General features: G+C 60.9%; 20 protein-coding genes. 10 read left to right on the forward strand and 10 right to left on the reverse strand.

Annotation, left to right across the window (positions count from 1 at the left end):
- Nucleotides 1-173: 173 nt before the first annotated feature.
- Genes VW35_RS01145 through VW35_RS01155 form a run of 3 tightly spaced genes read right to left on the reverse strand, consistent with a single transcriptional unit; the run spans nt 174 to nt 3,378 of the window.
- Nucleotides 174-1,214, reverse strand: a complete 1,041-nt coding sequence (locus tag VW35_RS01145; RefSeq protein ID WP_046141190.1) for a response regulator — start codon at nt 1,212-1,214, stop codon at nt 174-176.
- A complete protein-coding gene (locus tag VW35_RS01150; protein ID WP_046141191.1) occupies nt 1,211-2,872 on the reverse strand; it encodes a sensor histidine kinase in 1,662 nt (553 codons plus the stop codon). Before VW35_RS01150 ends, VW35_RS01145 begins: the two co-directional genes overlap by 4 nt.
- Nucleotides 2,869-3,378: a putative pterin-binding protein gene (locus tag VW35_RS01155; protein ID WP_161796837.1), complete on the reverse strand. Its 510-nt coding sequence runs from the start codon at nt 3,376-3,378 to the stop codon at nt 2,869-2,871. Before VW35_RS01155 ends, VW35_RS01150 begins: the two co-directional genes overlap by 4 nt.
- Before the next feature lie 323 nt (nt 3,379-3,701).
- Here VW35_RS01155 and VW35_RS01160 point away from each other — a divergent pair, with 323 nt between their 5' ends.
- The 3 genes from VW35_RS01160 to VW35_RS01170 all read left to right on the forward strand — a co-directional run bounded on the left by VW35_RS01160 (nt 3,702) and on the right by VW35_RS01170 (nt 9,649).
- Nucleotides 3,702-7,544 (forward strand): autotransporter domain-containing protein, encoded by a 3,843-nt coding sequence (locus VW35_RS01160; protein WP_046141192.1) that lies wholly within the window; start codon nt 3,702-3,704, stop codon nt 7,542-7,544.
- A gap of 54 nt (nt 7,545-7,598) precedes the next feature.
- Nucleotides 7,599-7,967: a DoxX family protein gene (locus VW35_RS01165; protein WP_046141193.1), complete on the forward strand. Its 369-nt coding sequence runs from the start codon at nt 7,599-7,601 to the stop codon at nt 7,965-7,967.
- A gap of 83 nt (nt 7,968-8,050) precedes the next feature.
- Complete coding sequence (locus tag VW35_RS01170) at nt 8,051-9,649, forward strand: peptide ABC transporter substrate-binding protein (RefSeq protein ID WP_046141194.1); 1,599 nt, start codon at nt 8,051-8,053, stop codon at nt 9,647-9,649.
- A 222-nt stretch (nt 9,650-9,871) separates the two neighbouring features.
- Here VW35_RS01170 and VW35_RS01175 read toward each other — a convergent pair whose 3' ends face one another.
- Nucleotides 9,872-11,638 (reverse strand): SLC13 family permease, encoded by a 1,767-nt coding sequence (locus VW35_RS01175; RefSeq protein WP_046141195.1) that lies wholly within the window; start codon nt 11,636-11,638, stop codon nt 9,872-9,874.
- A gap of 153 nt (nt 11,639-11,791) precedes the next feature.
- On the opposite strand from VW35_RS01175, the gene VW35_RS01180 reads away from it, so the two are divergent.
- Both VW35_RS01180 and VW35_RS01185 read left to right on the forward strand, forming a co-directional pair.
- A complete protein-coding gene (locus tag VW35_RS01180; protein WP_046141196.1) occupies nt 11,792-12,361 on the forward strand; it encodes a TetR/AcrR family transcriptional regulator in 570 nt (189 codons plus the stop codon).
- Nucleotides 12,362-12,380: 19 nt separating this feature from the next.
- On the forward strand, nt 12,381-13,418 hold the full coding sequence (locus VW35_RS01185; protein ID WP_083982291.1) for an NAD-dependent epimerase/dehydratase family protein: 1,038 nt from the start codon (nt 12,381-12,383) through the stop codon (nt 13,416-13,418).
- Here VW35_RS01185 and VW35_RS01190 read toward each other — a convergent pair.
- Entirely contained in the window at nt 13,405-14,757 is a 1,353-nt protein-coding gene (locus VW35_RS01190) for an aminotransferase class I/II-fold pyridoxal phosphate-dependent enzyme (protein WP_210165908.1), read from the reverse strand. The genes VW35_RS01185 and VW35_RS01190 overlap by 14 nt on opposite strands.
- 159 nt (nt 14,758-14,916) lie before the next feature.
- Here VW35_RS01190 and VW35_RS01195 point away from each other — a divergent pair, with 159 nt between their 5' ends.
- The 5 genes from VW35_RS01195 to VW35_RS01215 all read left to right on the forward strand — a co-directional run bounded on the left by VW35_RS01195 (nt 14,917) and on the right by VW35_RS01215 (nt 22,097).
- Nucleotides 14,917-16,563 carry an ABC transporter family substrate-binding protein gene (locus VW35_RS01195; RefSeq protein WP_046141198.1) on the forward strand — a complete coding sequence of 549 codons (1,647 nt, stop codon included), beginning with the start codon at nt 14,917-14,919 and terminating at the stop codon, nt 16,561-16,563.
- A 61-nt stretch (nt 16,564-16,624) separates the two neighbouring features.
- On the forward strand, nt 16,625-18,118 hold the full coding sequence (locus VW35_RS01200; RefSeq protein ID WP_046141199.1) for an ABC transporter substrate-binding protein: 1,494 nt from the start codon (nt 16,625-16,627) through the stop codon (nt 18,116-18,118).
- 28 nt (nt 18,119-18,146) lie between these two features.
- A complete protein-coding gene (locus VW35_RS01205) occupies nt 18,147-19,133 on the forward strand; it encodes an ABC transporter permease (protein ID WP_046141200.1) in 987 nt (328 codons plus the stop codon).
- A complete protein-coding gene (locus VW35_RS01210) occupies nt 19,120-21,744 on the forward strand; it encodes an ABC transporter ATP-binding protein/permease (RefSeq protein WP_052951414.1) in 2,625 nt (874 codons plus the stop codon). The genes VW35_RS01205 and VW35_RS01210 overlap by 14 nt, the downstream gene beginning before the upstream one ends.
- On the forward strand, nt 21,741-22,097 hold the full coding sequence (locus tag VW35_RS01215; protein ID WP_046141201.1) for a RidA family protein: 357 nt from the start codon (nt 21,741-21,743) through the stop codon (nt 22,095-22,097). The genes VW35_RS01210 and VW35_RS01215 overlap by 4 nt, the downstream gene beginning before the upstream one ends.
- Before the next feature lie 5 nt (nt 22,098-22,102).
- Here VW35_RS01215 and VW35_RS01220 read toward each other — a convergent pair whose 3' ends face one another.
- The 5 genes from VW35_RS01220 to VW35_RS01240 form a co-directional block, all read right to left on the reverse strand.
- Nucleotides 22,103-23,041: an N-acetylglucosamine kinase gene (locus VW35_RS01220; protein ID WP_046141202.1), complete on the reverse strand. Its 939-nt coding sequence runs from the start codon at nt 23,039-23,041 to the stop codon at nt 22,103-22,105.
- A complete protein-coding gene (locus VW35_RS01225) occupies nt 23,038-23,709 on the reverse strand; it encodes an N-acetylmannosamine-6-phosphate 2-epimerase (RefSeq protein WP_046141203.1) in 672 nt (223 codons plus the stop codon). Before VW35_RS01225 ends, VW35_RS01220 begins: the two co-directional genes overlap by 4 nt.
- On the reverse strand, nt 23,706-24,569 hold the full coding sequence (locus tag VW35_RS01230; RefSeq protein ID WP_046141204.1) for a carbohydrate ABC transporter permease: 864 nt from the start codon (nt 24,567-24,569) through the stop codon (nt 23,706-23,708). Before VW35_RS01230 ends, VW35_RS01225 begins: the two co-directional genes overlap by 4 nt.
- On the reverse strand, nt 24,566-25,486 hold the full coding sequence (locus VW35_RS01235) for a carbohydrate ABC transporter permease (protein ID WP_046141205.1): 921 nt from the start codon (nt 25,484-25,486) through the stop codon (nt 24,566-24,568). The genes VW35_RS01230 and VW35_RS01235 overlap by 4 nt, the downstream gene beginning before the upstream one ends.
- 190 nt (nt 25,487-25,676) lie before the next feature.
- Nucleotides 25,677-26,918, reverse strand: a complete 1,242-nt coding sequence (locus VW35_RS01240; protein WP_046141206.1) for an extracellular solute-binding protein — start codon at nt 26,916-26,918, stop codon at nt 25,677-25,679.
- Between the last annotated feature and the right edge of the window lie 34 nt (nt 26,919-26,952).

Below are 26,952 nucleotides of genomic sequence, written 5' to 3' on the forward strand. Positions count from 1 at the left end.
AATCTGCTGGATTCGACGTGCCGAATAGTGTTGAACCGTTTTGGCACGCTCGCCAGACTCAGAAGCCAGAAGACTGGTTTGGGAAGCTTTCAAGAGTAGGCTCGGGCTGCTGATGCAGACTTGGTCAATGGTTGAACCGTAAGTGTTTCTGGCCCGTGGCCAATATGGCTCTGTTAGCTGGGCGCCTTGCCGAGCAGCGCGCTGCGAAAGATCAGAGCCATCAGATCCTGCTGGCGGCCGACGCCGGCCTTGCGGAAGATGTTGCGCATATGGAAGGCGAGCGTGGTCGCCGTTACGCCCATGTCCGCGGCGATTTCCTCAGTGCGAAGGCCGCGAGCAATGGCGGCCGCGACACGGGCTTCCGTAGGTGTAAGGGCAAAAAGCTTCGCGGCAAGTTGCTCCGAAATGGCTGGCGGCGCCTCGGTATCGAGAAGCAACATGGCGGCCCGCGCGCCACTTCCCCGCGCCAGCGCGACGAACTGGACAAGGAGCGGGTGGCGACCCTCTTGGTTGACCGCGATGAGTTCGGAATTTTCACCCCGCTCGATCGCGTCGTCGAGCGCTGCCCGCAACTGGCTGGAAACCTGGGCATTTTGAGCCGACAGCCGGCCATTGGCATGGGAGATGAGATCGCCCAGCACTGCCTCGGCCTCGCCATTCCTGCGCAGGATTTCGCGCCTGGAATCAAACAGCACGGCGCCGAGCGTAACGTGGTCGAGCGTGCGCGCCAGATCATCGAGGCTCCGCTCGGCGGCAGCATCGAGCGCGGCCCGGCGCTGCAGGTCGGCACTGGCGCTCAGGCCTGCTTCGATCCGCACCACTTGGTCGAGGCGGGCACGGATGGTCGCGAGCATCAGGTCGAAGTCGATCGGCTTGGCGAGATAATCGTCCGCGCCTGCCGTCTTGCCCTCGATGACTGCCAGCCGGTCAGAAAGGGCCGTGAGAAAGACGAATGGCACGCTGGCCATTGGAGAACCAGACGCACGCACCGACCGGAGCAGCTCAAAGCCGCCCATGCGCGGCATGGTGATGTCGCAAAGGATCAAGTCCGGCATTTGATCGGCAAGCAAGGCCAGCGCCGCTACCCCGTCTTCGGCGCCGATAGCGCGAAAACCGGCATCGAGGATTTCCTCGACTATATTGCCCAACAGGCTCGGTTCGTCCTCGACGCAGAGGATCAGAAACTCTTGGGGATGGCTCAGGGCGCGGCTCATCGTGCCTCCATCTGCTTTGGTAGGCTCATGGTGAAGGTCGTTTCGCCGGGGCTTGAAGCGACGGTAATGTCGCCGCCATGGAGCCGCGCGATCTGCCGGGCGGTATAAAGCCCGATACCGCTGCCCTTGACTGTCGTCGCATTGCTCGCGCGGAAGAACCGCTCGAAGACGCGCCCCTGCTCGGAAACTGGAATGCCGACGCCATAGTCGGTTACGGCGATGCTCACAGTCCGGTCGTTCTCGCTGATGCGGATGCTGACGGATTTCTCGGGCGGGGAGTATTTGAGTGCATTGCCGAGGAGGTTACCCAGCGCCTGATCGAGCAGCACCTGGTCGCATGAAAGCAGCGCCAACCCGTCGGCCTCAAGCGTAATCGTGCGCTCCGGCGCAAGGTCCACGAAACGCGCGCGGATGTCCGACAGAAGCTGCATCAGGTCGGTTTCGCGCAGCCTGAGCTCCATCTGTCCCGCATCGATGCGCTCGGCCGTCAGGGTGCTGTCCATCAGCCGCGAAAGCCCCGAGACAGCGCCCCGGATGGTCATCGCACGGGTGTTGATTTCGGGCCCATCCATCAACGCGCCGCGCCGCATCATCCGGTGAACGGTTGAATCGATCACGGCCAGCGGCGTACGGAACTGATGCGAGACCATGGTGACGAAATCGCGGTAGACTTCCCGCAATTGCCGCTCGCGCTGGGCGTTGTGCCGCTCGGTAACGTCACGCAACACGAGGATGCCGCCAGTGATCGATCCGTTGTGGCGGATGGGAAACGCGAGATGCTCGAGATAGCGACCTTCCTCCCTCGCGTCCGGCACGGCGTAGACTTCTTCGCCGAGAAGAACACGCCGAAGCGTCGTCTCATCAAAGAGCGGGTCGAGCGCCGGCAGCTTCCGGCCCAGCCGCTCGCCGGCTGAAACGCCGAGCAACTCGGTCATCCGCTCGTTCCAATGGGTACAGACCAAAGCGCGATCGAAAGCCGCTATCCCCTCACCGCTCGCGTTCATCACACGGTCGAGGAAGCTTTTTTCCTGCCGGACCTGAGCTTCCGCTGCTGCTGCGTCCCCAAGGCTGCGCACAAGGCGAAAAATCAGGAAGCCGCCGGTGACCATGATGCCGAGGATCGAGACGATAACCTGCACGATGCTGGCATTGTAGCTGCTGCGCCGTTCACCCTCGGCGACGCGGTTTGCGATCATCAGGTCGTTGGCAATGGTGCCGAGAGGCTCGAGGAACTGCCCCATGGTGCGTGAGAGGCGGGCGCTGTAGCGCGCGACATCGGGTCCCGAACCTGCGATCAGCGGTTCTAGCTGCAGCAAGGCGGTACGCGCCCGGGTGATGACGCTCGCGCGGCCGGCAGCGGCAAGCTGAGCCGCCATCGGGCCGTTTTCGAGAAGATCGAGACGGCTTAAGACAACGTCGAACCGAAGCGAAATCTCCTCCGCGCTCGCCGGCCGGCTCAATGTCGTGGCGAGAATCAACCTATGGATCTCATATTGAGCCTGGCTCAGCGCCCAGATGATGCCCTCGCCCGAGCTTGCATGCGTGTTGCGCTCGATCTCAACAAGCCGGGCCAGAGAAAAAGTCAGGAGAACGACGAAGGCGAGGACGGCAATGCCGACCGCGATAACCTCGCGCCGGTATCCGCCTGGCGTCTTCAAGGGAAAATAAGCCGGTTGAGCTGCCACACCCAGCGGTTCTCGTATCGCTCTTCGCGCAATTGCGGCACCGCGTCGCGCGGGTAAACGATCCAAAGCGGCCCTTTGTCTCGCCGCGTCAGCATCTGTCCGTTCATACTCCAGGCGAAAATCACGTCGAACTCGTGGAAATCGCTGAGTGGGATATCGGTGCGATAGTCATTGAGCGCCAGCGCCGTAACCCGGTCGGAACCGATTGGGCCCAGGGTGTCTATGACGGTGCGGGCGAGCACGCCTTCGAATTCAGGCGTCCCGTCCGTCCAGGCCGTGCTGGTGACGAGCCGCGTCGCGCCCAGCGCCTGAAGATCGGCCAGGGTAAAGGTACGGCTGGCTTTGAGCTGGCCGCTGACTTCGAGCACGGCACGGTCCGATTGCGCAAGAATCGGGTGCGACAGAGCGGACCCGGCCACGGCAGCGGCCACTTTCAAGAAATGCCGCCGCTCCATCGCCTGGTCCACCCTGTCGCTCAATCGCGCTGCGCTCATCAATAGCCAAGCCACATGGCGACGGGCAACGCTGAACCAGCCTAATGGGCAAAAAATCGGGCCGCCCCGTTTGCTTAGACGGGGCGCCGTCTTTGCGCTCCGCCTAATCGTTTGCCTGCCGAAGAGGGAGGGACATCCGTCGCGGCACGAGGCGGCTCGCATCTGCAGGGCGAGCTGCCTTCAAGGCCAAACGCGCACAACCTCGGGGCGTCGACGGCCACACACCGAAATTCTTTGACCGTTCGGATGCCCTGCGCATCCGTCGCCGGCAACGCTTTGCGTGCGGCTGGCTTTGCTTGGAGACAGACATGGCGCAACGCCCATTCGGCCAACTTTATTCCACCCTGCACCAGCGGCGGCGACGCACGAAGACTTGGCTGCTCCTCGGCGCTTCCGCTGCGGTTCTCGCCATGGTCCTGCCAGCGCGCGCCCAGGTTGACACCGTCACCTACACCGACGGAGAAACGCGTAGCACGTCGATCGTCATGACCCGCCAAACGGTGGGCACTGTCGCGACAGACGAATTTGCGACGCAGTCAGGCGCCATTTCAGGCGCCTACAAATTCAGCAAGGCGGGCTATGGTATTCTGAGGCTATCCGGCAGCAACTCCTTCTCTGGCGGGCTCGACGTCAATATGGGAACTATCGCGCTAGCCAACGCCAATGCGGCCGGCACGGGGCCGATTTCGATGCTGGACGGTACCCGGCTGCGTTTCGACATCGATAACTTCGTCCTCGCCAACCAGGTCAACATCACGGGTGCCGCAGAATTCGGCGGCAACCAGCGCGTGCGGCATACCGGGCTCCTCTCCGGCGACGGACGGCTGGTGGTCAATGCCAGCCTGACGCTCGAAGGCGATAACACTTATTCGGGCGGGACCGACCTCGTCTCAGGCTCCCTGACACCGCTCCACGAGAATGCTCTCGGCGCCGGCGCCGTCACCATGAGCAGCTATACCTATTTCAACAGTCCGCTCGGCCGTGCGCTCGCGCTTGAGAACGATTTTGTGCTCTTTGGCAGCTCGGGCAATCAGTATTTCCAGATCTACAACGACCTGACGCTCAATGGCCTCATCTCGGGCGCGGGCGAGATTATCAAGACCGGCGCCGGCACGCTGACCCTGACCAATGCCAATACTTTTGCGGGCGGGATTGCCCTCCAAAACGGCGTCATCGTCGCGCTCGACAACGCCGCTCTGGGTTTTGGCGATGTCTACTTCCAAGGCGGCACTTTGCGATTAGGCGATGGGGTCACGCTCGCCAACACATTGCAGACGGGCAGCGGAAGCTCGTCGGTGGTCGATGTCGCAGGCGGAAGCGCCACGCTGTCGGGCAATATTGCGGGGTCGTCGTTTGGTGGCGGCTACACCAAGACGGGCGCTGGCGAGCTGATCGTCTCCGGCTATGCCGGCTATGGCGGCAATACCAACATCGTCGGCGGCACCCTGACGGCGGACATGGAGAATGCGTTGGCGCAGAATTCTCTGCACATCCTCAATGCCAATACCCGCCTTAATATCTTCGCTGACCAGCAGATCGCCGGACTTTCGGCCAACAGCACGAGCACCACTGCCCTAAACGATTACACCTTGACGCTCAACCCGCAGGCAACGACGTCGACGTTCCAGGGCCAGCTCACAGGCTCAGCCGATTCTGGGATCGTGATGATCGGCTCGCGCCTCCTGACCCTCGATGGCGATAATGAGGGTTATGGTGGCACCCTTCGCATCGAGAGCGGTCCGGTCCGCGTCGCCAATGATTTCGGCAGCATGCGCACCATTCTCAATGGCGGTACACTGGCTGGTGATGGCCGCTTGGGCGATGTCACCGTCAATGGCGGAACATTAGCTGGCTACGATGGAACCCGTCTGACCATGAGCAATCTTGTCCTCGGCGCCGATGCCCGCATCCTAGCCGAATTCGGCGCCCTGAGCACTGACGAACTGTTCTATGTCCGGGACGATCTAACGCTCGATGGAACGCTCGATATCGTCGATGTCGGCGGCTTCGATCCTGGTATCTATCGTCTCTTCAGCTATGGCGGCACCCTGATCGACAACGGGCTCGATATCGGCAGCCTCCCAGCCGGCTTCGGACCTGGCGATCTCGACATCCAGACAAGCGTGGCAGGTCAGGTCAATGTTACCCGTCACGTCGCGGCGGCAGGCGACACGCTCTTCTGGGACGGCAGCGATGCTGCGCTGTGGGAGAATGGCACCATCGACGGCGGCAATGGCGTTTGGGGGGCGACTACTGAAAGCTTCACCAGCGCCGATGGTCTCACCAACGGGCCGCAATCGCCAACGCCAGGCTTCGTTGTCTTTACAGGAAATGCCGGCGAGGTGGAGGTTGACGGCACGGTCGCCGTCACCGGCATGCAGTTTGCGACGAGTGGTTATGACATCCATGGCGGGAGGATCGAACTGGTCGACGGAGACCGGATCGTCCGCGTTGGCGACGGAACTGCTGCCGGCGAAGACCACGTTGCCTTTATCGACTCGAACCTCACCGGCTCCGGGCGACTTGTCAAAACCGACAGGGGAATGTTGGTGCTCAATAGCCATGGCAACAGCCATGGCGGTGGCACCGAAGTGCGCGGCGGTACCCTTGAGGTCAACGGCATTATCGGGAGTGTCACCGTCAGCGAGGACGGACGGCTTCAGGGCTCAGGCGCTATCGGCAACGCCGACGTCGCCGGCACTATAGCCGCCGGTAGCGCCTTCCCGCTTCCCGAAACGCGGGCTGCATCGAGCTTTGGTCGACTCTCAATCGCGGGCGATCTTTACATGCTCGACACCGCCACGATGGAGATCAAGGTCGACGACCAAGGCAATTCCGATCTTTTCGAGGTCGACGGCACCGCCCATCTCGGTGGCGAGGTGGTGGCGCTGGCAAGCGGCGGCGATTATTCTGCCGGCGTCGAATATACCTTCCTCCGTGCCGAAGGTGGCGTTGACGGGCAATTCGACGGCGTCAGCGCCAACCTTGCGTTTCTTGAAGCAAGCCTGGCGTACAATGCCAACGACGTGCGCCTTCTCCTGACGCGCAATCAGGTCCAGTTTGCCGATATCGCCAGCACCGCCAATCAGCGCGCCAGTGCCGGTGCTCTCGATACGCTTGGGCCAGGCAATTTGCTTTACGATCGCGTCCTTACCCTTGGCGCCGACGACGCTCGCGCAAGCTTCGATCAGCTTTCGGGCGAGGTATATGCTTCGACGCAAAGCGCCCTCCTCGCCGCCGGACAGGACGTTGGCGCGGCGATGGAAGACCGCGTCGCTGCAGCCTTTCCCCAGCTTGGCGCAGCCAAAACCAATGATAAGGCTGTCGGCATAAACCTCTGGAGCCGTGCGAGCGGTCACCTCGGCGTGCTCGACGCCAACGGCAATGCAGCGCGCACCGGCTTCAGCGCAGGCAATCTGTTCGTCGGCGCCGACGCAACCTTCAACCAGGATTGGATGCTGGGCGCCATGCTCGGTTTCGGTCAGTCGGGTGTCAATGTGGGCGATCGCGGATCGACAGCCACGGCGAACAATTACCACGCCGGTATTTACGGCGGCGGAGAGATCGACAATCTGACACTCAAGTTCGGTGCAGCTTATTCACAGCACGAGATAAAAACCAACCGTACCGTCTCAATTCCCGGTTTCACCGACGCTCTCTTCAGCTCCCGCCTTGGCGGCACCGGGCAGGTCTTCGGCGAGATCGGCTACAAGTTCGAATTCGACAGCGGGCTGATCGTCGAGCCATTCGTCAATCTGGCGCATGCAAGCCTCTACACCGGTGGATTTGCCGAACAAGGCGGCCCGGCAGCGCTTTCCGGCGGCAGCGCCTATGCCAGCACGACGCACCTGACGTTGGGTCTGCGCGGCGAGACCAGCTTCGCGATCGGTGAAATGCAGGCCACAGCCCATGGAATGATCGGCTGGCGCCATGAACTGGGGGGCGTCGACCCCAACTCGACCCACGCATTCGGCACAGGCTCGTCTTTCACCGTCGCCGGCAGCTCGCCAGCTTCAGACGCCGCCGTTATCGAAGCCGGTCTGGATTTCAACATCAGCCCAAATGTCGATCTCGGCTTTTCCTACGGCGGCCATTTGAGCCCGAGCCTGCAGCAGCATGGCGTCAAGGCGAACCTCGCCGTTCAGTTCTGATCCCTCCGCGGCGGGACAACCCGCCGCACACTCTCCTCTTCACTAGGTCTTGTCATGATTTTCGGTTTTCACTGGGCACTCATACTTGTCGGCGTGCTGTCCATCTTCTTTATCGGCGATGCTGTCGTTAGCGCCATCGGCCCCAAGCCCATGCGCGAAAGCTTTGTGAAATGGGGCTTTCCGGGCTGGTGGCATCTCGTCAATGCCGCGGTCTGCCTCGCGGTGGGCCTGCTGCTTCTCGTCCCTACCCTGCGTCCCTTCGGGCTGCTTCTGGGAGCGCTCGAATGCCTTGCGATCTTTGCAACGCTCATTCGTGCCCGGGAGCCCGGTCATCTTCCGCCGAGCGTCTTTCTGCTTGGGCTCATCTGCGTTGCCTATTGGGGCCTTTATGGTTTTGCCCTGCCCAGCGTTGCAGCAATCTGAAATGCCGCAAAGTCCTTCCCTTGCTGGAGAAAATAGGAAACAACTGGTTCTGGGAACAGAAAACAGACCGGCGGTAAGCTGCATTGACCTCTTTAGTCCGGGCCGCACTGCTCGCCCTGGGATGCTTCAGCTCAGCCGCTGATCCCGCGCTTGCCGTCTCGCTGACCCTAGCGCACACGCCCGAAACCATCTCCGTTTATCCAACGGCCTTCGGACCCATCGACCCGCTTGCCCTGGTCGATTGCTTCGAGGGCCTGGTCGCATCCGACGCTCGCGGCGAAGCCATCCCCGGCCAGGCCGCATCCTGGACAATTTCGCCCGATGGCACCGTCTATACCTTCACGCTGCGCGACGAGGCCCGATGGTCCGATGGCAGCCCGGTGATTGCCGACGATTTTCTTGCCGCCTTTCAATGGCTTTTCGATCCGGCCAACGCCTTCGAGTTTGCCTATCTCCAGTTTCCCATCCGCCATGCAGCGGCGATTGCGGCGGGCACCATGCCAATGGCCGATCTCGGCGTCCGGGTGCTGGGCGAGAAGCGCGTCGAGATCACGCTTGAGCACGCCGCTCCGTTCTTCCTCCAGACGCTGACGCATTCGACCGCCTATCCCGTGCCCAGCGCGGTTCTCGCCGCCCGCGGCCGTGCCGGTCTCAAGCCGGAGGACCTTCGCTGCAACGGCCCATTTACGATCACAAAACGCGAAGGCGAACGGACCACTGCGGTCAAATCCGAGCACTACTATGCAAGCGCCGATGTCGCAGTCGAAGAGGTGAACTATCTTGCCGTCAGCGACGTGCCGTCGGCCTTGGAGCAATTCAAGAATGGCGAGATCGACATGTTCTACGATCTACCTGTCAGCGCCAATGCCTGGATCGATGCCAATGCGGCCGTTCAAAGCCAGGTCGTGCCTTTCCTTGGCCTTGCCTATCTTGCGCTCAATCTCGACAAGCCGCCCTTTGATCAAAAAGCACTGCGCCGGGCGCTATCCATGGCCATTGATCGCGGAGCGCTCGACCCGCAAGGGGTCCATTCCCCGCGCACTGCCGCCTACGGCATCGTGCCTGAAGGCACTGCGAACTATGAGGGTGTGGAGCCTTTCAGACCCGAGTGGGCAGACTGGCCGCTTGAGCGCCGCGTGGTCGAGGCAAGTACGACGATGGCTTCGCTCGGATATACGGTTGATAAGCCGCTTAACGTTCAAATCCGCTACATCGGCACATCGAGCGACGTGCACCAGAAGGTTGCCCAGCAGATTGCCGAGATGTGGTGTCCGATCGGGGTGGATGTCGAACTCTTCAGCGCCTCCGCCGACGATCACTATAGGGCGCTAAAAGCTGGCGACTTCGATATTGGACGCCTCTCCTGGATTCTCGATGTCTCCGACCCGGCCAATATTCTGGAGCTGATGAGCAGCACGTCCGAATTCAATTCTGGGCGCTACAGCGACGGTGGAGTCGATGCGCTGCTCGCCGAAGCCAATGGGCAAACTGATTTTGCAGAACGCGCTCGCATTCTGGCGCGCGTTGAAGCCCGTCTCGTCGATGACACTGCCATCATTCCACTTCACTGGATCGTCGTGCGCAATCTCGTCGGCCCGGGCCTGTCGGGCATCGAGGATAACGCGAAAAACATTCACCCCACCCGTTGGGTCAGCAAAGCGCCTGCCCACGCCTCCAATTGATCGCGCGCCGTGCTCATGACCCGGTGTCCACCCCCCTACATGCGCACCGTTTTCGGGATGACGCCAACTTAGGACTCTATCGAAGCGCCGATGCATCACCGATGCCGAGTTTGTTATGTCATCCAAGGCTGCGTTCCAGCACGCAGCTTCGAGCTTACACGAGGGCCGCCTGTCCGCCGATGCAATCGATCGCAATGAACGAAAATTGAGGTAGTCGTCCGCCTAAAGAGCCCAGACAAGCAACAGCATGGGCACAGAGACTATGATGACGATCAGGGATAGCGGCAGACCCAGACGCCAATAGTCTCCAAAACGATAGCCCCCCGGTCCCATCACCAGCGTGTTGCACTGGTGCCCGATGGGCGTGAGGAAGTCAGACCCGGCCCCGATCGCTACGGCCATAAGGAAGGCTTCGGGCTGATAACCGAGATCCGCTGCGAAAGTCGCCGCGATCGGCGCCATCACGAGAACCGTCGCCGCATTGTTGAGGAAGGGTGTCACTGCCATTGCAACGACCAGGATCAGCGCCAGCGCCCCATAGGCAGGCAGGCCCGCGGCTGTACCAGAAAGCCAGTTCGCGATCAGATCCGTTGCGCCTGTGGTTCTGAGGGAATCGCTGACCGGAATGAGCGCTGCCAACATGACGAGGATCGGCGCGTCGATGTGATTATAGACATCACGCAGTGGAACGGTGCGGGTCACGACCATGGCGACGGCCGCTGCAAAGAAGGCGATGGGTACGGAGACAAGACCAAGCGCCGTGCTTCCCATTGCGAGAATGAGGATCAACACCGGGATCAATCCGTTGCGGATGGTGCCGATGGTAAGATTCCGCTCGACAAGCGGGAGGCAATCCCACTCCCGGAGGCGCTCGGGCAGTGTATCGAGATCACCCTGCAGCACCAGCACGTCGCCTGTCTTGAACCGGATGTCGCCAAGCCGCTCTGTCAGCCTTTTTTGGCGCCGGCTGACAGCAAGGAGGTTGAGGCCTTCCGTATCGAACAGCGCCAGTTCCTTGGCGCTGCGGCCAACGAGCGACGAATTGTCACCGACGACGGCTTCGACGACACCGACCTCGCGCGTCGAGGCGGCCTGGTCGCGCCTTTCGGAAAAGGCAAGCTTGCCTTGCGAGACAATGCGATCGAGCGCTTCAGGCTCACCTTCGACGATCAGCAGTTCGCCGGCATGAACGATGGAATCGGGCAAGGGCAAGCGGCGCTTTCCATTGGCGGCTATAATGCCGGTAATCATGGCCTGGCCACCGCCAAGACGCTGGATAGCGCCCACTGTCTCGCCGATGCTGGGCGATTCAGCCGGTACGCGCACTTCGGTCGTGTAATTTTTTATGACGATCGCCTGCTCCATCGAACTCGTGGCCGGCGCACGTTCGGGCAGCAGGCGATAGCAGAGGGCGAGAAAGATGACACCGACCACAGCCAGCGTCGCGCCGACCGGGGTGAAATCGAACATATGAAACGGGGTACCCGTCAGCTCTTCACGAACGCGGGAAACGATGACGTTGGGCGAAGTGCCGATCTGCGTCATCAGGCCACCAAGGAGCGAACCAAACGACATCGGCATCAGAAAGAGCGAGGGCGACACGCCGGATTTTCGCGCCATCTGAAAGGCGATCGGCATCATGATGGCGAGGGCGCCGATATTCTTGATGAAGGCCGAGAGCAAAGTAACGGTCAGCACGAGCACGATGAGCTGGACCCGGGGCGAACCCAGATTCGGCGCAAAGCGCCTCACCGCCACCTCCATGACGCCGGAGCGCGCTACTGCCGCGCTGACGACCAGAGCGCTGCCGACGATCACGACGATATCGTCCGATAGTCCCGAAAACGCATCTTCGGGCGCGACGATGCCGACGGCGACCGAAGCTAGCAGAGCGCCGACTGCGACGAGATCATAACGCCACCTGCCCCAGACGAAGGCCCCCATCATCAGAACGATGACGGAGAAGGCGAAAATCTGCGGCATGGACATCGAATGTGCTCCTAGAGATGGCGCAACGGACGGAGAGCCTTTTAGTCGATGGCCCCGTGATAATTTTTCCTAGCGGGCAAAAGTGATGCTTCGGTTGACAACATCGCGGGCAGCTATTTATAACCGAATGGTCGGAAATAAATTGGTGCAGTGATGGGTAGACGGCGCGCAATTGACCAGGACGGGGTTCTCGATGCGGCAGAGCGGGTTGTCGCCCGAAATGGCGCGGCCAATCTTACCGTTGAAGCGGTAGCAAAAGAGGCGGGCATCACCAAAGCCAGTGTCCTTTACGACCACAAGTCTAAGCAGGCCCTGATCGAAGCTGTTGTCGATCGCGCCTTTCGCCGCGATGACGCACTCCATGCACAGTGCGAGGCAACGGTTGAGAGCGAGGCCGACCTCGCGATCAAAGGCCGGCTCCTGGCTGCTGCCGAACCACCGGCGGAAGAATTCCGCGCAGCCGCCCTCAATCTCAGTGCGGCTTTGACGCTCGATCCCTCGCTGCGTAAGAAAATGCAGGAGAGCCAGGCATCGGTCGTTTCACGCTTGCTGGAAACCTCGACATCGCCGCGCGGTGCTCTCCTTGCTTATCTGGCGCTGGAGGGCCTCAAGTTTCTTGAGCATCTCGATTTCCACCACTTCCCCCTCGAGGAGCGCTCACGGCTCCTGCGGGAAATCCATGGCTTGAGCCAAACCCTGCCGAGGGAAGTCGAACTCCCCTAAACCTCTTTCAGGATTATCCATGCATCGCCAACCTATCGCCGCCAACGGAGCGGCCACCCTCTCGCACGCGCAGATTGAGCGTGTTTTCATCACCGGTGCTGCTGGCTATGTGGGCAGAAATCTTGCGCGGCATTTCCTCGAAAACGGCGTCGCGGTCGTGGCCATGGTGCGCTCCGAGACCTCGGCAGAGAGATTGAAACAATTGGGTGCCGAGATCTTCGTCGGCGATATCCTTCACGCCGAGATGGCTGGGGCGATGTCCGGCTGCGATGGACTCGTGCACGCGGCAGCCGACACCGATCATGGGGTGGCCACCGCCCGCCAGACCGCGATCAATGTCGAAGGTACCCGTCGCGTCATCGCCGCGGCGCGCCAAGCCAGCGTCCGCCGTGTCGTGCATCTGAGCAGCGACTCTGTCCTCGCCGATGGCAGTCCGCTCATCAATGTCGACGAGACAATTCCCATGCCCCGCCGGCCCGCGGGCCATTATTCCCGAACAAAGGCACAAGCCGAAACAATCGCTCTCTCGGCCGCCACTTCCGATTTTGCCGTGATAGCCCTAAGGCCGCGAATGGTCTGGGGGCGCGATGACACAACTGGTCTTCGCATGCTGGTCGACATGGCCCAATTGGGAAAGCTGGCCTGGATCGGTGGCGGGACCTATTTGACCTCGACAACTCATATCGCCAATCTCTGCCACGCAGTCGAATATGCGCTTCGCCGCGGGACCAGCGCCGAGGTCTATTTCGTCAGTGACGGGGCGCCCGTCCAGTTTCGCGCCTTTGTTTCGGCCCTGCTCGAAACCCAAGGCATTGCGCCGCCGACAAAAACTGTCCCGCGCGCCATCATTCGTACCATGGCCGTGACTGGGGAGTTGCTCCACACCGCAACCGCGGGTCGGATTGCTCCACCGCTGACCCTGCAGGCATTTGCCGCGTCAGCCATCGAAAACACCGTAAACATCCGCAAGGCCGAAAGGGACTTGGCTTACCGCCCGATAGTGTCTCGAGAAGAAGGTTTGGCGGAACTTCGAGCGCTGACATTCAGAGGTCAATAATCTCGGAAGAACGTCGGAACATACCTGAAATAATCGACCCGATAGCCTCCGCCACCATGTCATGACCGCCGCCCAACGCCGCGCCATTGATGAGGACATGATCGGAGGCAAGCGGAGCGGGCGAAAAATAGCTGCCCGGATGAACGACGATGCCTCGGCTCGAGAGCTGGTTGGTCACCACATATTCGTCGGGGACCGGCAGCCAGATCGTCGGTCCGTCGGTCCTCGGCAGAGTGAACCCAACGCGTCCAAGGCTATCGAGCATAGTGCCGTGGCGCTGGCGACAGGTTTCGACATAGGTGCGCAGTGAATTCAGAGCGCCCGGATCGGTTAGTTGGAACGCCAGTGCGTTTTGCAGGATTCGGCTAACCCAACCGGATGAGAAGGTCAGCTTCTGCCACATCCGATCGATGTAGTAATCGCTGCCGCCCACTACACCGACTCGCAGATCGGTGCCCGTAAAGAAGTTATACGCGTGTACGTGGACCACGATCCGCGGCAATCGTGTGCCCAGCGACAGCCACGGTTGGGCATGCATCAAAGGCGCCTGGACGAGTTCGATGATGGGCATATGCGCCTCAGCCAGCAGATCGGCAGCCTGCCTGATCCAATCGGGCGTCACCGACCATCCCGTCGGATGATTGCCGACCGGCTGATAGACAAAGGCAGCCGGCCGCATCGCGAGGGCCTTCCTAAGTTCGCCCAAATCTGGACCACCCTCCCGATAGGTCACCGGCACAGCGCGTGCACCAAGCGATTCAAGGATGTCGAGTATCCGCGACACGGTCGGGGAATCGACGATGACACGATCGCCAGGACGCACCGAAGTCTGTAAGGCCAGCTCCGCTGCAGCTATCCCCCCATGGGTTGCCATCATGAAACCAGGCTGGAAAGGCCAGTTCGGCTCGACGGCTTCGCGTAGCATTTCGCTGATCGGCGCGGGGGCTGCGTCATGGACGCGCGCATCCCTAAGTGCTGCGGCAAAAGCGCGATCGAGGGGGGGCAGAATGGATTTGTCCGGCGTCAGGTGTCCGAGGTTGAGCGGAATGCCTTCGGAGGCTTTCATCATCACATCGTAGCGTGTCGCGCGCCGCGGCAACGCTGGCCCCAACACTGTCGTACCGCCGCGCCGTTTCGTTTCGAGGACGCGCCAATCCACGAGCTCGCGCCACGCTGCCGCGACACCCGCGGGGCTCATGCCGAGAGCCCCCGCGACCTCACGCACAGTCGGCATGCGCATGCCCTGCGACAGCTCGCCCTCGGCAACCATCTCCATGATAGTTCGGCTCAGGGCCCTCGGGTTGCGCATGGGTACACGCTTGACGATCCGTTCCAGCATATCCCCACCTTCGTCAGACATTTATGTTTATGAACATAGTTATATTGACCAAAACAAAAGCGCGGGTCTAGCCTCAATTCGCGCTGAGGGGCCGAGGATTGCGGCCTTGAGCCGCCTGTTCCACTGCATTTCCCAGCCTTCTGGGGAAAGGAAGCTCCGTTGTCGTATGCCCGTTCAACCTGCTCGCTGGCTGTCTTGACGCTGGCTCTGGCGGCTCTTGCCACACCGGCATCTGCTCAGCCGGTCGCCGTATCCGACGGCGGTGAGTTCATAATCGCCTCGACCAATTCTCCGCCGAACTGGAACCCCGTTTCTGCGACTGGTGATATCACTACCAATCGCCAGCAGCAGTGGCCGCTCTATCCACATCCGTTTCTGACCGCGACTGACGCGAGTGTCACGCTCAATAGCCAGTTCCTGGTTTCGGCCGACGTGGTCAGCACCGATCCGATGGTCGTGGAATATGTGATCCGTGACGAAGCTGTCTGGTCGGACGGCACGCCGATCACGGTAGAGGATTTCCGCTACACTCAGCAGGTGCAGGATCCGCGTGCTTGTGCCGATTGCTCGGCGGCTTTCACCCAGGGTTATGACCTCGTCTCCTCGATCGAGAGCAATGACAGCGGCAAGCTCGTTCGCGTCACGTTCGAGACGCCCTTCGCACCGTGGAAGACACTTTTTCCCTTTATTCTTCCGGCGCATGTCGCCAAGACCTACGGGGATTTGGCAACCTCGTTCAATGTCGGGCTTTCGGAAAACGTGCCAACCGTTTCAGGCGGTCCTTATATGGTTGAGAGCTATGAGGACGGGGTGGTGATGAACCTCGTCAAGAACCCGGCCTGGTATGGCAATCCCACACATCTCGATACCATCCGCTTCCGCTATATTTCGACCATCGGCGAGCAGATCACTGCGCTCGAAAACGGCGAAATCAACGCAGTCTATGGGGGTGCGACACTCGACACGGTCGAGCAGGTCAACCAGATGTTTGGCGTCAATGTCGAGATCGGACCCACGCTGACCTACTACCATTTCAGCTTGAAGGCCGATGGCGATGTCATGGCCGATAAGGTCTTGCGACAGGCGATGACCAAAGCGCTCGATATTGCCGACATGACCAACCGTACGGTGGGCCAATTTGTCGATGGTGCCGTGCCGATGACCAGCTCGGCCTATATTCCGGGGCAAGCTGAACTCGAAGATAATACGGGCGCCACTGGCGTAGGCACGGGCGACATCGAGGGTGCAATGGGATTGCTTGAAGGTGCCGGCTACACCCTTATAGATGGCAAGCTGACAAAGCCCGATGGCACGCCGCTGCGCGACCTCGAAATCCTCACCTATTCGACGGACCCGATCCGCGTGCAGCTCGCAGAGCTCGCGCAGTCCCAGCTTGCCAAGCTCGGCATCACGGCAACGATCGATGCTGCGGATCGCTCGCGCTACACACCGGAAGCACAGGCTGGCAACTTCGACATCTACACGACGGCCACGGCGCTCGACCTCGGGGCCCTGTCTCTTGCTCAATGGTATCAAACGGGCGCCGCACGCAATTACTTCGGCTATTCCTCTGAAACGGTGGATGACCTGATCAAGCAGATCTCGGTCACCCTCGACGACACCGAAACGGCGCGTCTTACAAACGAACTCGACCGTGCCCTTCTGGCCGACGGTATCGTCGTGCCGCTCTTTCCGATCACCAACATGGCCGTCTTTTCCGACAGCTATGCCAATATCTTCGTCAATCCCTCCAAGTACGGCACGACGATGAATATCGAGGAATGGGGCCTAAAGGCCGCCAACTAATCCTGACCTGGGAGCGGGCATAGTCCTGCTCCCACTTTTTCCCTCAGTCCATGAGCTTTCAATGACCATCGACTTCGTCGTGGCGACGCCCCATGACGCCGTGCATTTCAATGACGTGCACCGCAACTACACCGCCACCGCCGGCTACCTCGTCTGCAACAACATCTATAATCGTATGGTGCTGACCGAGTGGTACAACTTCAACGGCTCCTATCCCGACCTCGCGACCCATTGGGAAATGCTCGACGGCGCCCGCCGCTGGCGCTTCCATCTCAATCAGGCCGCGCGCTGGCAGGATGGCGTGCCGATGACAGCGCATGACGTGGTCTATACCCACCTCCATGCCAAGAAGATGGGCTATACCGGCGCCATGTTCCTCACCGACGTTGAGGACATCGTGGCCGTAAATGACTACACGGTAGATTATCACCTGACGGGACCGAACTCCGGGTTCCTGGTCCAGCTCGGCAACTTCATCTTCTCCCACATCCTGCCCCGCCACCTTTATGAGGGCACGGATTGGGACACCAATCCATATAATCTCAAGCCCGTCGGGTCAGGTCCCTTCCGCCTCGTTGAATGGGAGAAGGGCAAGCAGATCATCCTTGAAAAGGTGAAGAACCACTGGGGTCCTCAGCCCGAGATCGACCGACTGATCCTCAAGATCGAGCCCGATCGCGACGAATGCGTGAAAATGGTGGTGCGCGGCGAAGCCGACTTCTTCCCGCAAGATACCCTCACCTTTGATCGCCTGCACCTCGTCGAGGGCGCCGACAATGTCGAAGTCATGAAGGGCAAGGGCCCCGGCATGGCTCTCCTCGACTTCAACCATGGCAGCGAACTCTGGGCCGACCAGCGTCGCCGCGAGGCCATTGCGCGCGCCGTCAACCGCGCAGATATCGCCAAGATCACCGATCCCGGCGTCAGCTTCGCATGGGATCACTATCTTCTGGGCAGCGTCGAATGGGCCTTTAACCCGAACGCCAAGGCCCCGGGGCATGACCTCGCTGAAGCCAATCGCCTGCTCGATGAAAGCGGCCTCAAGCGCGACGCAACCGGCTCACGCGGTACCCTGCGCATGTTCTACATGGACACGTTCTACGGTCACAAGAAGCTGGCCGAAATCGTCAGCAACAACCTCGCAGAAGTCGGTTTTGCGGTCGAATATGCAGGGCTTTCCTCCATCGAATGGTCCAAGCGCATTCGCCGCGAGCATGACTTCGACCTCTATATCGTTGGTGGCACCATGTCCCCGGACATCGAGATCACGGCAACGAAATACTCGTCGACTGGGCTCAACAATATGGGCCTCCATCACAATAAGGATGTCGACGCAGCCTATGAACAGGGCCGCACGGCGCTGACCCGCGAAGATCGTGGCGCAGCCTACAAGGAACTGCAGGCCATTTGGCAGCGTGACTGTGAGTTCGTGCCGCTGCTGTGGTACGGCACCTACTATGCCCGCTCCAAGCGCTTCTTCGGTTGGGCCGACCAGCTCGATTACTCCATCCCGTGGTGGCATTGGGGCCGCATCCGCCCGATCGAAGCCGTCTGACACAAGACCCGATGACGAGGAGACAAAAATGCTTGCCCTGATCGGCCGAAGGCTCGTCAACAGCCTGGCCATTCTCCTCGTCTCGACCTTCGTGGTTTTTACGCTGGTCGCCCTGGCGGGCGACCCGCTGGGCGAACTCCGCGACCGGCAGCCGCCGGTTCCGGACAACGTCATCGCCGCCGAAGAGGCGCGTCTCGGCCTCGACCAGCCCATTCCCGTGCGCTATCTCACCTGGCTGACCGGCGTGGTCCAGGGCGACTTCGGACCTTCGGTAAAGCCAAACCAGAATATTGGCGCCGAACTGGCGCCGCGGGTTGGCGTGACGCTGCGCCTCGTCACCACTGCCATCGTGATCGCGACGCTTCTCGCGCTCATCGCCGGCACGGTTGCCGCCCTCTACCGCAATCGCAGCGCCGACCACCTGATCTCGACTTCAGCCTTTATCCTCATCGCCCTGCCCTCCTTCTGGCTCGCGGTTCTCCTCAAGCAGGGAGGCATCGTGCTCAACAAGACGGCCAATGCGCGCATCCTCTTCACCGTGGGGGACGTCTCCGTGCCCGCGCCAAAGGAGTTTCTGCCGCTGATGCTGGACATGGCGGGGCACCTGATCCTGCCAACCATCGTCCTGACCATGATTCACTTTGCCAGCTGGAGCCGTTATCAACGCACGGCGGTGGTTGAATCGCTTTCGAGCGATCATGTCCGCTTTGCCGTGCTTCGCGGGCTATCCCGCAATCGGATCGTCGGCGCTCATGTCATGCGGCCGGCGCTCATTCCGATCGTCACCGTGGTGGCGCTAGACCTACCGGCCCTCCTTTCGGGCGCGGTCATCACCGAAACGGTGTTTCAGTGGCGCGGGATGGGCGGGTTCCTCCTTGAATCCATTGCCAATCGCGATGCCAATGCGGTCATGGCCTGGCTGCTCGTCGCGGCCGTCGCTGTGGTTTTCTTCAATCTCCTGGCGGACATCGTCTATGCCGTCATCGATCCAAGGGTGCGCTATGGCCAAGCCTGAAACTGCGCCCCGCTCGCGTTCGCGTTTTGCCATGGCGTTGCGCCGCTTTCGCGCCAATCCCATGGCCATGATCGGGCTTACCGTTCTCCTGGCCTTGGTCGCGGTCGCGATTTTCGGCCCGATGCTCTGGGTCTATGGCTATGCCGAGATCACGCCCGATCTCTCCCAGCCGCCATCCTGGGCGCATCCGCTTGGCACAGACACGCTGGGGCGCGACATGCTGGCCATGGCCATGCGCGGTCTGCAGCAGTCCCTTCTTATTGCGGGAACGGTCGCCTTGATCGCGAGCCTGATCGGCACCGTCCTGGGTGTGATCTCCGGCTATATCGGTGGCCTCGTCGACGCCTCGATCATGCGGCTTGTCGATCTGGTGCTGACCATTCCCACCATCGCGCTAGCTGCCTTCCTCGGCAATGCCATGAGCAATTCCGGCGTCTCATGGCTCGGTCTATCGCTCGTTTTGGGCGCTCTGTTCTGGACCTCGGTGGCGCGCCTCGTTCGCGGAGTTTCCCTCTCGCTGCGTGAAATGCCGTTCATCAAGGCAGCCAAGGTGATGGGCGCGGGACCCGTTCGCATCATGGCGCGCCACATGATCCCCAATGTTGCCGACCACATCATCGTCTCGACGGCTTTGCTGGTTGGCGTCGCGATCCTTTCGGAAACCGGGCTTTCCTTCCTCGGCTTCGGCGTCAGGCCCCCGGATACATCGCTTGGCCTTCTGATTTCCAATGCCCAGACGGCTGTGCTAACCCGCCCGTGGCTCTTTTATGCGCCGGGCGTGTTGATCATCCTCATTGTCCTTTCCATCAACTATCTTGGTGAAGGCCTCCGCGATTCCTTCAACCCCAAGGCGGCGCCAACCAATCCGCTGGTCGCTCACCGCACGAGGCTGCGCCATGTGGCGGCTCCGGTGGCAGAACACCCTGGCGCCGTGGTCGAGCTTTCAGATTTTCGGGTCACCTTCCCGAATGCGGACCGCCCCGCCGTCGATGGCATCGATCTTCACGTTGGGCGTGGCGAAGTGCTTGCGCTCGTCGGGGAGTCAGGCTCGGGCAAATCCCTGACCTCGCTTGCCATTGCAGGGCTCCTGCCCGTGGGTGCCAAAGCAAGTGGCTCGGTGCTGATCAATGGAAAGGACGTAACCGGGCTCAATTTCGCGGAATGGCGCCACTATCGCGGCCGCCGCATTGCCACTATCCTGCAAGACCCGTCGACGAGCCTCAATCCGGTCCTGACCATCGGCGCCCAGTTTCAAGAGACCATGGCTGTCGCGGGTCCTATCACACGCGCCGAAAGCCGTCGGAGAGCGATCGAACTGATGGCCCTGATGGCCATTCGCGATCCGGAAAGCCGCCTCGACCAGTATCCGCACCAGATGTCGGGCGGCATTCGTCAGCGCGTCGTCATCGCCATGGCCATGATCCACAAGCCCGAGCTGATCATCGCCGACGAGCCGACCACCGCGCTGGACGTCACCGTCCAGGCTCAGGTCCTTGATAGCCTACGTGTCGCTCGGGAGCAGACGGGCGCCGCCATGCTCTTCATCACGCATGACTTGGCGCTCGTTGCGGGCGTGGCTGACCGGGTCGTCGTCATGCGCGAGGGTCGGGTCGTGGAGCAGAAGCTGGTCGGCGCGCTTTTTGCAGCACCCGAGCATGATTATACCAAGCGCTTGCTCAGCCTTGCCCCGCGGCTCGATCAAGTCGCCAAGAAGGATGAGCCTTTCCTTCGAGAAGGCGAGCCGCTCCTGCGCCTTGAGGGCCTGTCTCGCCACTTCCTCCGTCCCCGCAGCAAGACGCTCTCGGAAAGCGAGCGCGTCATCCACGCGCTCTGCAACGTTTCCTTTGATCTCATGCCTGGCGAGACGCTGGGGATCGTAGGCGAGTCGGGTTCGGGTAAGACCACACTGCTCAACACGGTTCTTGGCCTTCTGACGCCAAGCGCCGGCCGCGTGATTTTCGAGGGCCAGGATCTTGAGACGCCCAAAGCAAGGTTGAGGGCCAGCCGCGACATGTCGGTCGTCTTCCAGGATCCGTATGCCTCACTCGACCCACGCATGACGGTGAGCGAGCTTTTGGCCGAACCGGCCCAAATTCATGGCGGGCGCGACGTCGCCCAGCGCGCGCGCCGCGTGCTTGATCAGGTCCGGCTTCCGGCATCGTCGCTCGACCGCTTTCCGCATGAATTTTCGGGCGGGCAGCGCCAGCGTATCGCGATCGCCCGGGCTCTGATGCTCGAGCCGCGGCTGGTGGTGCTCGACGAGCCGGTTTCGGCGCTCGATGTCTCCATCCAGCGCGACATCATGGCCCTGCTTGGTGAGCTGAAGCGAGAGCTTCGCGTCGCCTATCTTCTGGTCGCCCACGATATCGCCGTGGTTGCTGAACTCAGCGACCGTATCGGCGTCATGTATGGCGGCCAGATGCTCGAATTGGGCGAGACCGCACAGGTGATCGGCGCGCCGCGCCACGCCTATACCAAGGTTCTCCTCGACGCCGTCCCGGTTCCGGACCCCATTGCAGAACGTGCGCGTCGCGACCGTGGCCGCGTGGCGCGCTGGCCGACCCCATCCGATCCCCTTCCCGCCTGCACCGTTTCAGGAATTCACAAATGAGTATTCAACGCATTCATTCCGGCCCTCGCATGAGCGACATCGTCATCAACGGCAACAATGTCCACCTCTCGGGCATGACCGCAGCCAAGCGCGAAGGACGCTCCGTCGCCGATCAGACCAGCGATATCCTCAAGCGCATCGATGAGCTCTTGGCGGATGCCGGGACAAGCAAGGAACACCTCATCCAAGTCAATATCTGGCTCAGCGACATCACGACCTTCAATGAAATGAACGAAGTCTGGGATGCCTGGGTGCTGCCCGGTCATACCCCTGCCCGCGCCACGGTAGAGGCTCGCCTGGCGCTGCCGGATATTAAAGTGGAGATTCAAGTTTTGGCGGCATTGCCTGGCTAGAGCAGCTATTTGAGACCGCGATTGTTCTTAAGGACCGCGAGCCAGTCTTCCTTTTGTCCGGTCTGCATTTGTGCAGCAGCAAGGGCGGCGTCGGTTTGAGGGAAGCGAAGGTCTTTTCCGGGCAAGGCGGCTTCGATGGCCGGGCGGATACGAGAGAGCATCAAAACCCCGCCGATGAATCCCACAGGTTTTGGACCGACGCGGTTGGTCAAGGCTTCGGCCATCCGAACCAGTTCCCGGCCAGCGTCTTCCAGGATCGACGCCGCAGTCGGATCGCCCCGATCGGCCGCTTTGCCCACTGCCGTCGAGAGCGTGCCGATGCGTCCGCGATCGCCGCCATAGACGAATTCGCGGACGACATGCCAATCGATACCGCCGAGCATTTTGGAAAGTTCATCGGCCAGAATGCTGACGCCGTCGATCGAACCATTGTGATCGAGATGGCGGAAGAGCGTGTCGAGCGCTTTGAGCGCGATCCAACTGCCGGATCCGGCGTCGTCGATTAGAATGCCTCGGCCACCGACGCGGACATAGGTGTCGCCATGGCCTATATGGAGGCCGATCGATCCAGTGCCGGACGAGATGAGGTGCCCCTCTCCCGGCGCGAAGATCGAAGCGTAAGCCAGTGTCATGTCATCGACGGTGATGCAGTCGGCTCGTGACACGGCATACGCGTCGCCAAGCAAATCTAGCAGGGTATTGGCGACGACAGAGCCAAAGCCTGTGAGGCCAGTTGTGACGGTTTTGGGCACAAGGTCCTGGGCAAGGAGGTTGTGGCCGATGTTGGCGAGCGAAAGCTTGAGCCGATCCTTTTCCGCAGGATTGAAAAGGTGGCCCGTGGCGCCAGAGGTGGAACCGCGCGCCACGATAATCCCCGCATCGTTGCAAGCGACCCAGCGGCTGGCCGTGCCACCCACGTCGATGCCGAGATGGATCGCAGTCATGCCCGAACGCCGTTCTGCACGAACATGCGGGTGATCTCGCGGGGATTGGTGATCATCGTCCCTACGACGATGGCGTGAGCGCCAGCGTCAAACCCTCGCCGAATCCAGTCGGGGGTATTGAAACGCCCCTCACCTACGACCGGGACGCTCAGGCGCGTGGAGAGCGCTTCCAAGAGCGCCAGATCAGGGTGATCGGGTTTCGGCTCCGTATATTCGGTGTAGCCCGAAAGCGTCGTCGCGACATAGGTCGCGCCCCAGTCGGCGGCAGCTAGCCCTTCGTCGAGGGTCGAGATGTCGGCGAAGACCTCGGCATGGAGTTCGTCAAGAATACGCCGAATGAGTATCTGGGGATGTTCGCCTCGACGCGGGCGCGGGGTGCAATCGAGGGCGACGATAGCGGCTCCGGCCTCGACGATGGCGGCAGCCGCGTCAAAGTCGGGGGTTATGTAGACGGGGTGCTCGTCCGAAAAAACCTTATGGATGCCGATGACCGGCAAGCCGGCCGCAGCGACCGCACGGATATCCTCGGGACTATTGGCCCGAATGCCCCTGGCGCCGCCGTCCCGTGCTGCAAGCGCCATGGCGCCCATGAACATTGGTCCATGAAGAGGATTGTCGGCCCGCGCTTGGCACGACACGATAAGGCCCTTGGGCAGCGCCTGGGTCATTTGACGGCTCCCGAAGTCATGCCCGCGATGAACTGCTTGGAGAGCAGGATATAGATCAGAATGATCGGAGCCGCTGACAGGGTGAGCCCCGAGAAGAGAACGCCCCAATCGGTGGTGTACTCGCCCATGAAGGTCGTCAGGCCTTGCGGCAGGGTTTTCAGGCTATCGTTCTGAATAAAGACCAAGGGGAAAAAGAAGTCATTCCAGATCGGCACGACGTTCTGGATGCCGGCGATCACGAGCGCGGGTCGCACCAGCGGAAGCATGATGGACCACATGATGCGCGCTTCGCTCGCGCCATCCATACGGGCGGCATCTTCGAGTTCATTGGGCAGGCTGCGTATGAAGCCGGTCATTATGAAGACCGTCGTGGGCAGGCCCATGGCGGTATAGACGAAGATCAGCGAGAGCTGATTGTTGAGGATCGACAAATCCCGCATCAGCATGAAGAGCGGAATGATGGCGAGCTTGAGCGGCAGCGTCAGCCCGGCCAGGAAGAACATCAGGATGAAGTTGGCTCCGGTGAAGGCATAGCGTCCGATGGCATAGGCGGCCATGGTGCCGAGCGTCAGGATCAGGACCATCGAGGCCCCAGTGACGACGAAGGAATTAAGCAGATAACGCAGGAAGTTAGTTTCGCTCCAGATGCGCGCAAAGTTGGCCCATTGGGTGAAATCGGGGATGGCGAAGGGCGCTTTGAAGATTTCTGGCGTCGTCTTGAAGGCCGAAAAGACCATGATGACGATGGGCGTCAGCATCAAGATGGTGTTGGCGATCAGGATGATCTGGAGCAGGCCATCGCGACCCAGCGTCGCGAGAATGCCCTTGCGATCGTAGTAGCTGTTTGCCGCAAGACTCATAGCTGAATCTCCCGGGCGCGAAGGCGCGTGGTGATGACGCCAGCAACGAGTGCGATGAAGATAAAGATCAGCACCGCCAGCGCAGAACCCAAGCCGAAATCCTGCTGGCCGGATGAAACATTGCCGAAAGCAGTGCGATAGAAATAGAGGCCGAGCACGTCGGTGGAGCCGAAGGGCGAACCATCGAGACCGCCCATAATGTAGGGCAGTTCAAACCAGTTGAAAGCGCCGACAAACAGCAGCGTGAAAACGATGGTGGCGCTGGGCGCGACGAGCGGCCAGACAATCTTGGTGATTTTCACCCACTCGCTCTCGGTTTCCATGCGCACGGCGTCGAGGATTTCGCCTGGGATGCGCTGCATGCCGGCGAGGAAGACCAAAGTCGGGAAGCCGACCATGTGCCAGGCCTGAGCAACGATGATGCTCCACAGCGCCGTGCCGCTCTGGCCGAGCCATGGTTGCGCGAGAAACCCGAGGCCGAGGCCCTTAAGGCTGATGTTCACGACGCCAAAAAGCGGATGATAGAAGAGCTTGAACAGGTAGGCCACGATGATGGTGGACAACACCACCGGCAGGAAGACCGCGATGCGGTGGAAGCGCGCGCCGGGCAGCTCGCGCCAGAGCGCATAGGCGAGAATGAAGCCGAGGCCGTTTTGCAGCACCATCAGCGCGAAAAAGACGATGACATTGTTCTTGAAGGCATTGAGCGTCCAGCTCCGATAGGGCTCGACGAACAGGACCGTATGGAAGTTTTCGAGCCCGACGAAGTCGAGGCGCCGCAGGCCCTGCCAATCGAAAAAGGCATAAGCGAAGGCTGAAACGATCGGATAGACGATGAACAGCGCCACGAAAGCCAGTGGCGGTACGATGAGCGCGGTGATCCAGAGGCCGCGGCCTGTCATCCTGAGGTGTGGCATTTTCTCAAGGCTTTCGGGCTAGAAGCTGGCAACTGAGTCAACAGCCGCATTGGGGCGCGCAAATACTTCTTGCGCCGTAATTGCCCGGCTAGGCTAGGCAATCCATCTCGCCTTCGCCTAGGCCACCCGGACAAGCCGGGTGGTGACGACAGCGGATATCGAGGAGATTGGGGCCCGGCCCCAAACCGGCTTACTTCTTGAACGGCTCGTACCAGGCGGCAAGACCGGTGGTGAGCGCTTCGCCGATAGCTTCCGGCGTGGTTTCGCCTGCGAACAGCTTTTGCATCTCAGCCTGGATCATCACCGAGCCCGATGGTTCGCCGTATCGGAAGTGAGCGAGCATCAGATAGGGGATCGAGGACTTATTGAGGTCGTTGACCTCGGCAAGAAGTGGGTCGTTGAAGGTCACGCCGGGAATGGTCGAGATATTGCTCAGCGTATCGGCAAAAGCTTGGCCGAATTCCTTGCTCGCCAGATAGTTCAGGAACTTAATGGAGGCTTCCTTGTTGGCGCCAGCTGCGTTGGCCGCATAGCCGCCGTCGAAGTAAAGCGCCACAAGCTTGGCATCGTCAGCGTTTTCGCCTGGAGCAGCAAAGACGCCCATTTCGATGTCGAGGTTCTGCGCCTTGAAAGTCGCCAGCTCATAAGAGCCGCCGATGAACATGCCGGCCATGCCCGAGGAAAAGAGTTGCTGGGCTGATGGGTAATCGAGACCGATAAAGCCATCGGGGAAATATTCCGCCGCGACTTCCGCGACCTGGCCGAGCGCTCCAGTAAAGCGGGTATCGGTGAAGTCGGTCGTGCCGGCCATTAGTTCGTCGTAGAAATCCTTGCCCATCAGCGACGAGCCGAGCCCGAAGGTCACGGTTTCATTCTGCCAGGCAGTCGCAGTGCCGTTGGCAAATGGAATGACGCCAGCGTCCTTGAGCTTCTGAGCTGCAGCTTTCAGCTCTTCCCACGTCTGTGGCTCTTCGATGCCGTTCGCATCGAAAAGGGCCTTGTTGTAGATGACGAGCTGGGTCTGGCTGGCGAAGGGAACGGCGTAAATCGCGCCATCGGACCGCATGCTTTCGGCCGCAATGGCCGGCGCGGCAAAGTCGGCAAGGGCGGGCACCGTCTCGGTCGTCAGCGGCTCGAGATATCCGGCCGCGGCGACGTTTTCCAAGCCACCATAGGCGCGGACCATCATGACGTCAGGCCCGGTGCCGCCGGCGAGAGCGGTCGAGAGAATGGTATTGTAATTGGCGGCTTCGAAGGTTTCGAAGGTTACCGTGATGCCCGGATTGGCGGCCTCGAATGTCTCGATGAATTTTTCATAGGCGGCGCGGTCTTCCTGGCGCCAGCTCCAGAACGTCAGATCCTGGGCGAATGCCGGAGCGGCTACGAGCACGCCTGCCAGCACGGCGCCGGTACGGATGATGGACTTCCTCATTATGTTCCCTTCCCTTGTTACTTCTTCAGAATGG

It is taken from the genome of Devosia soli, assembly GCF_000970455.1.
In the GTDB taxonomy this organism is placed as follows: Bacteria; Pseudomonadota; Alphaproteobacteria; order Rhizobiales; family Devosiaceae; genus Devosia; species Devosia soli.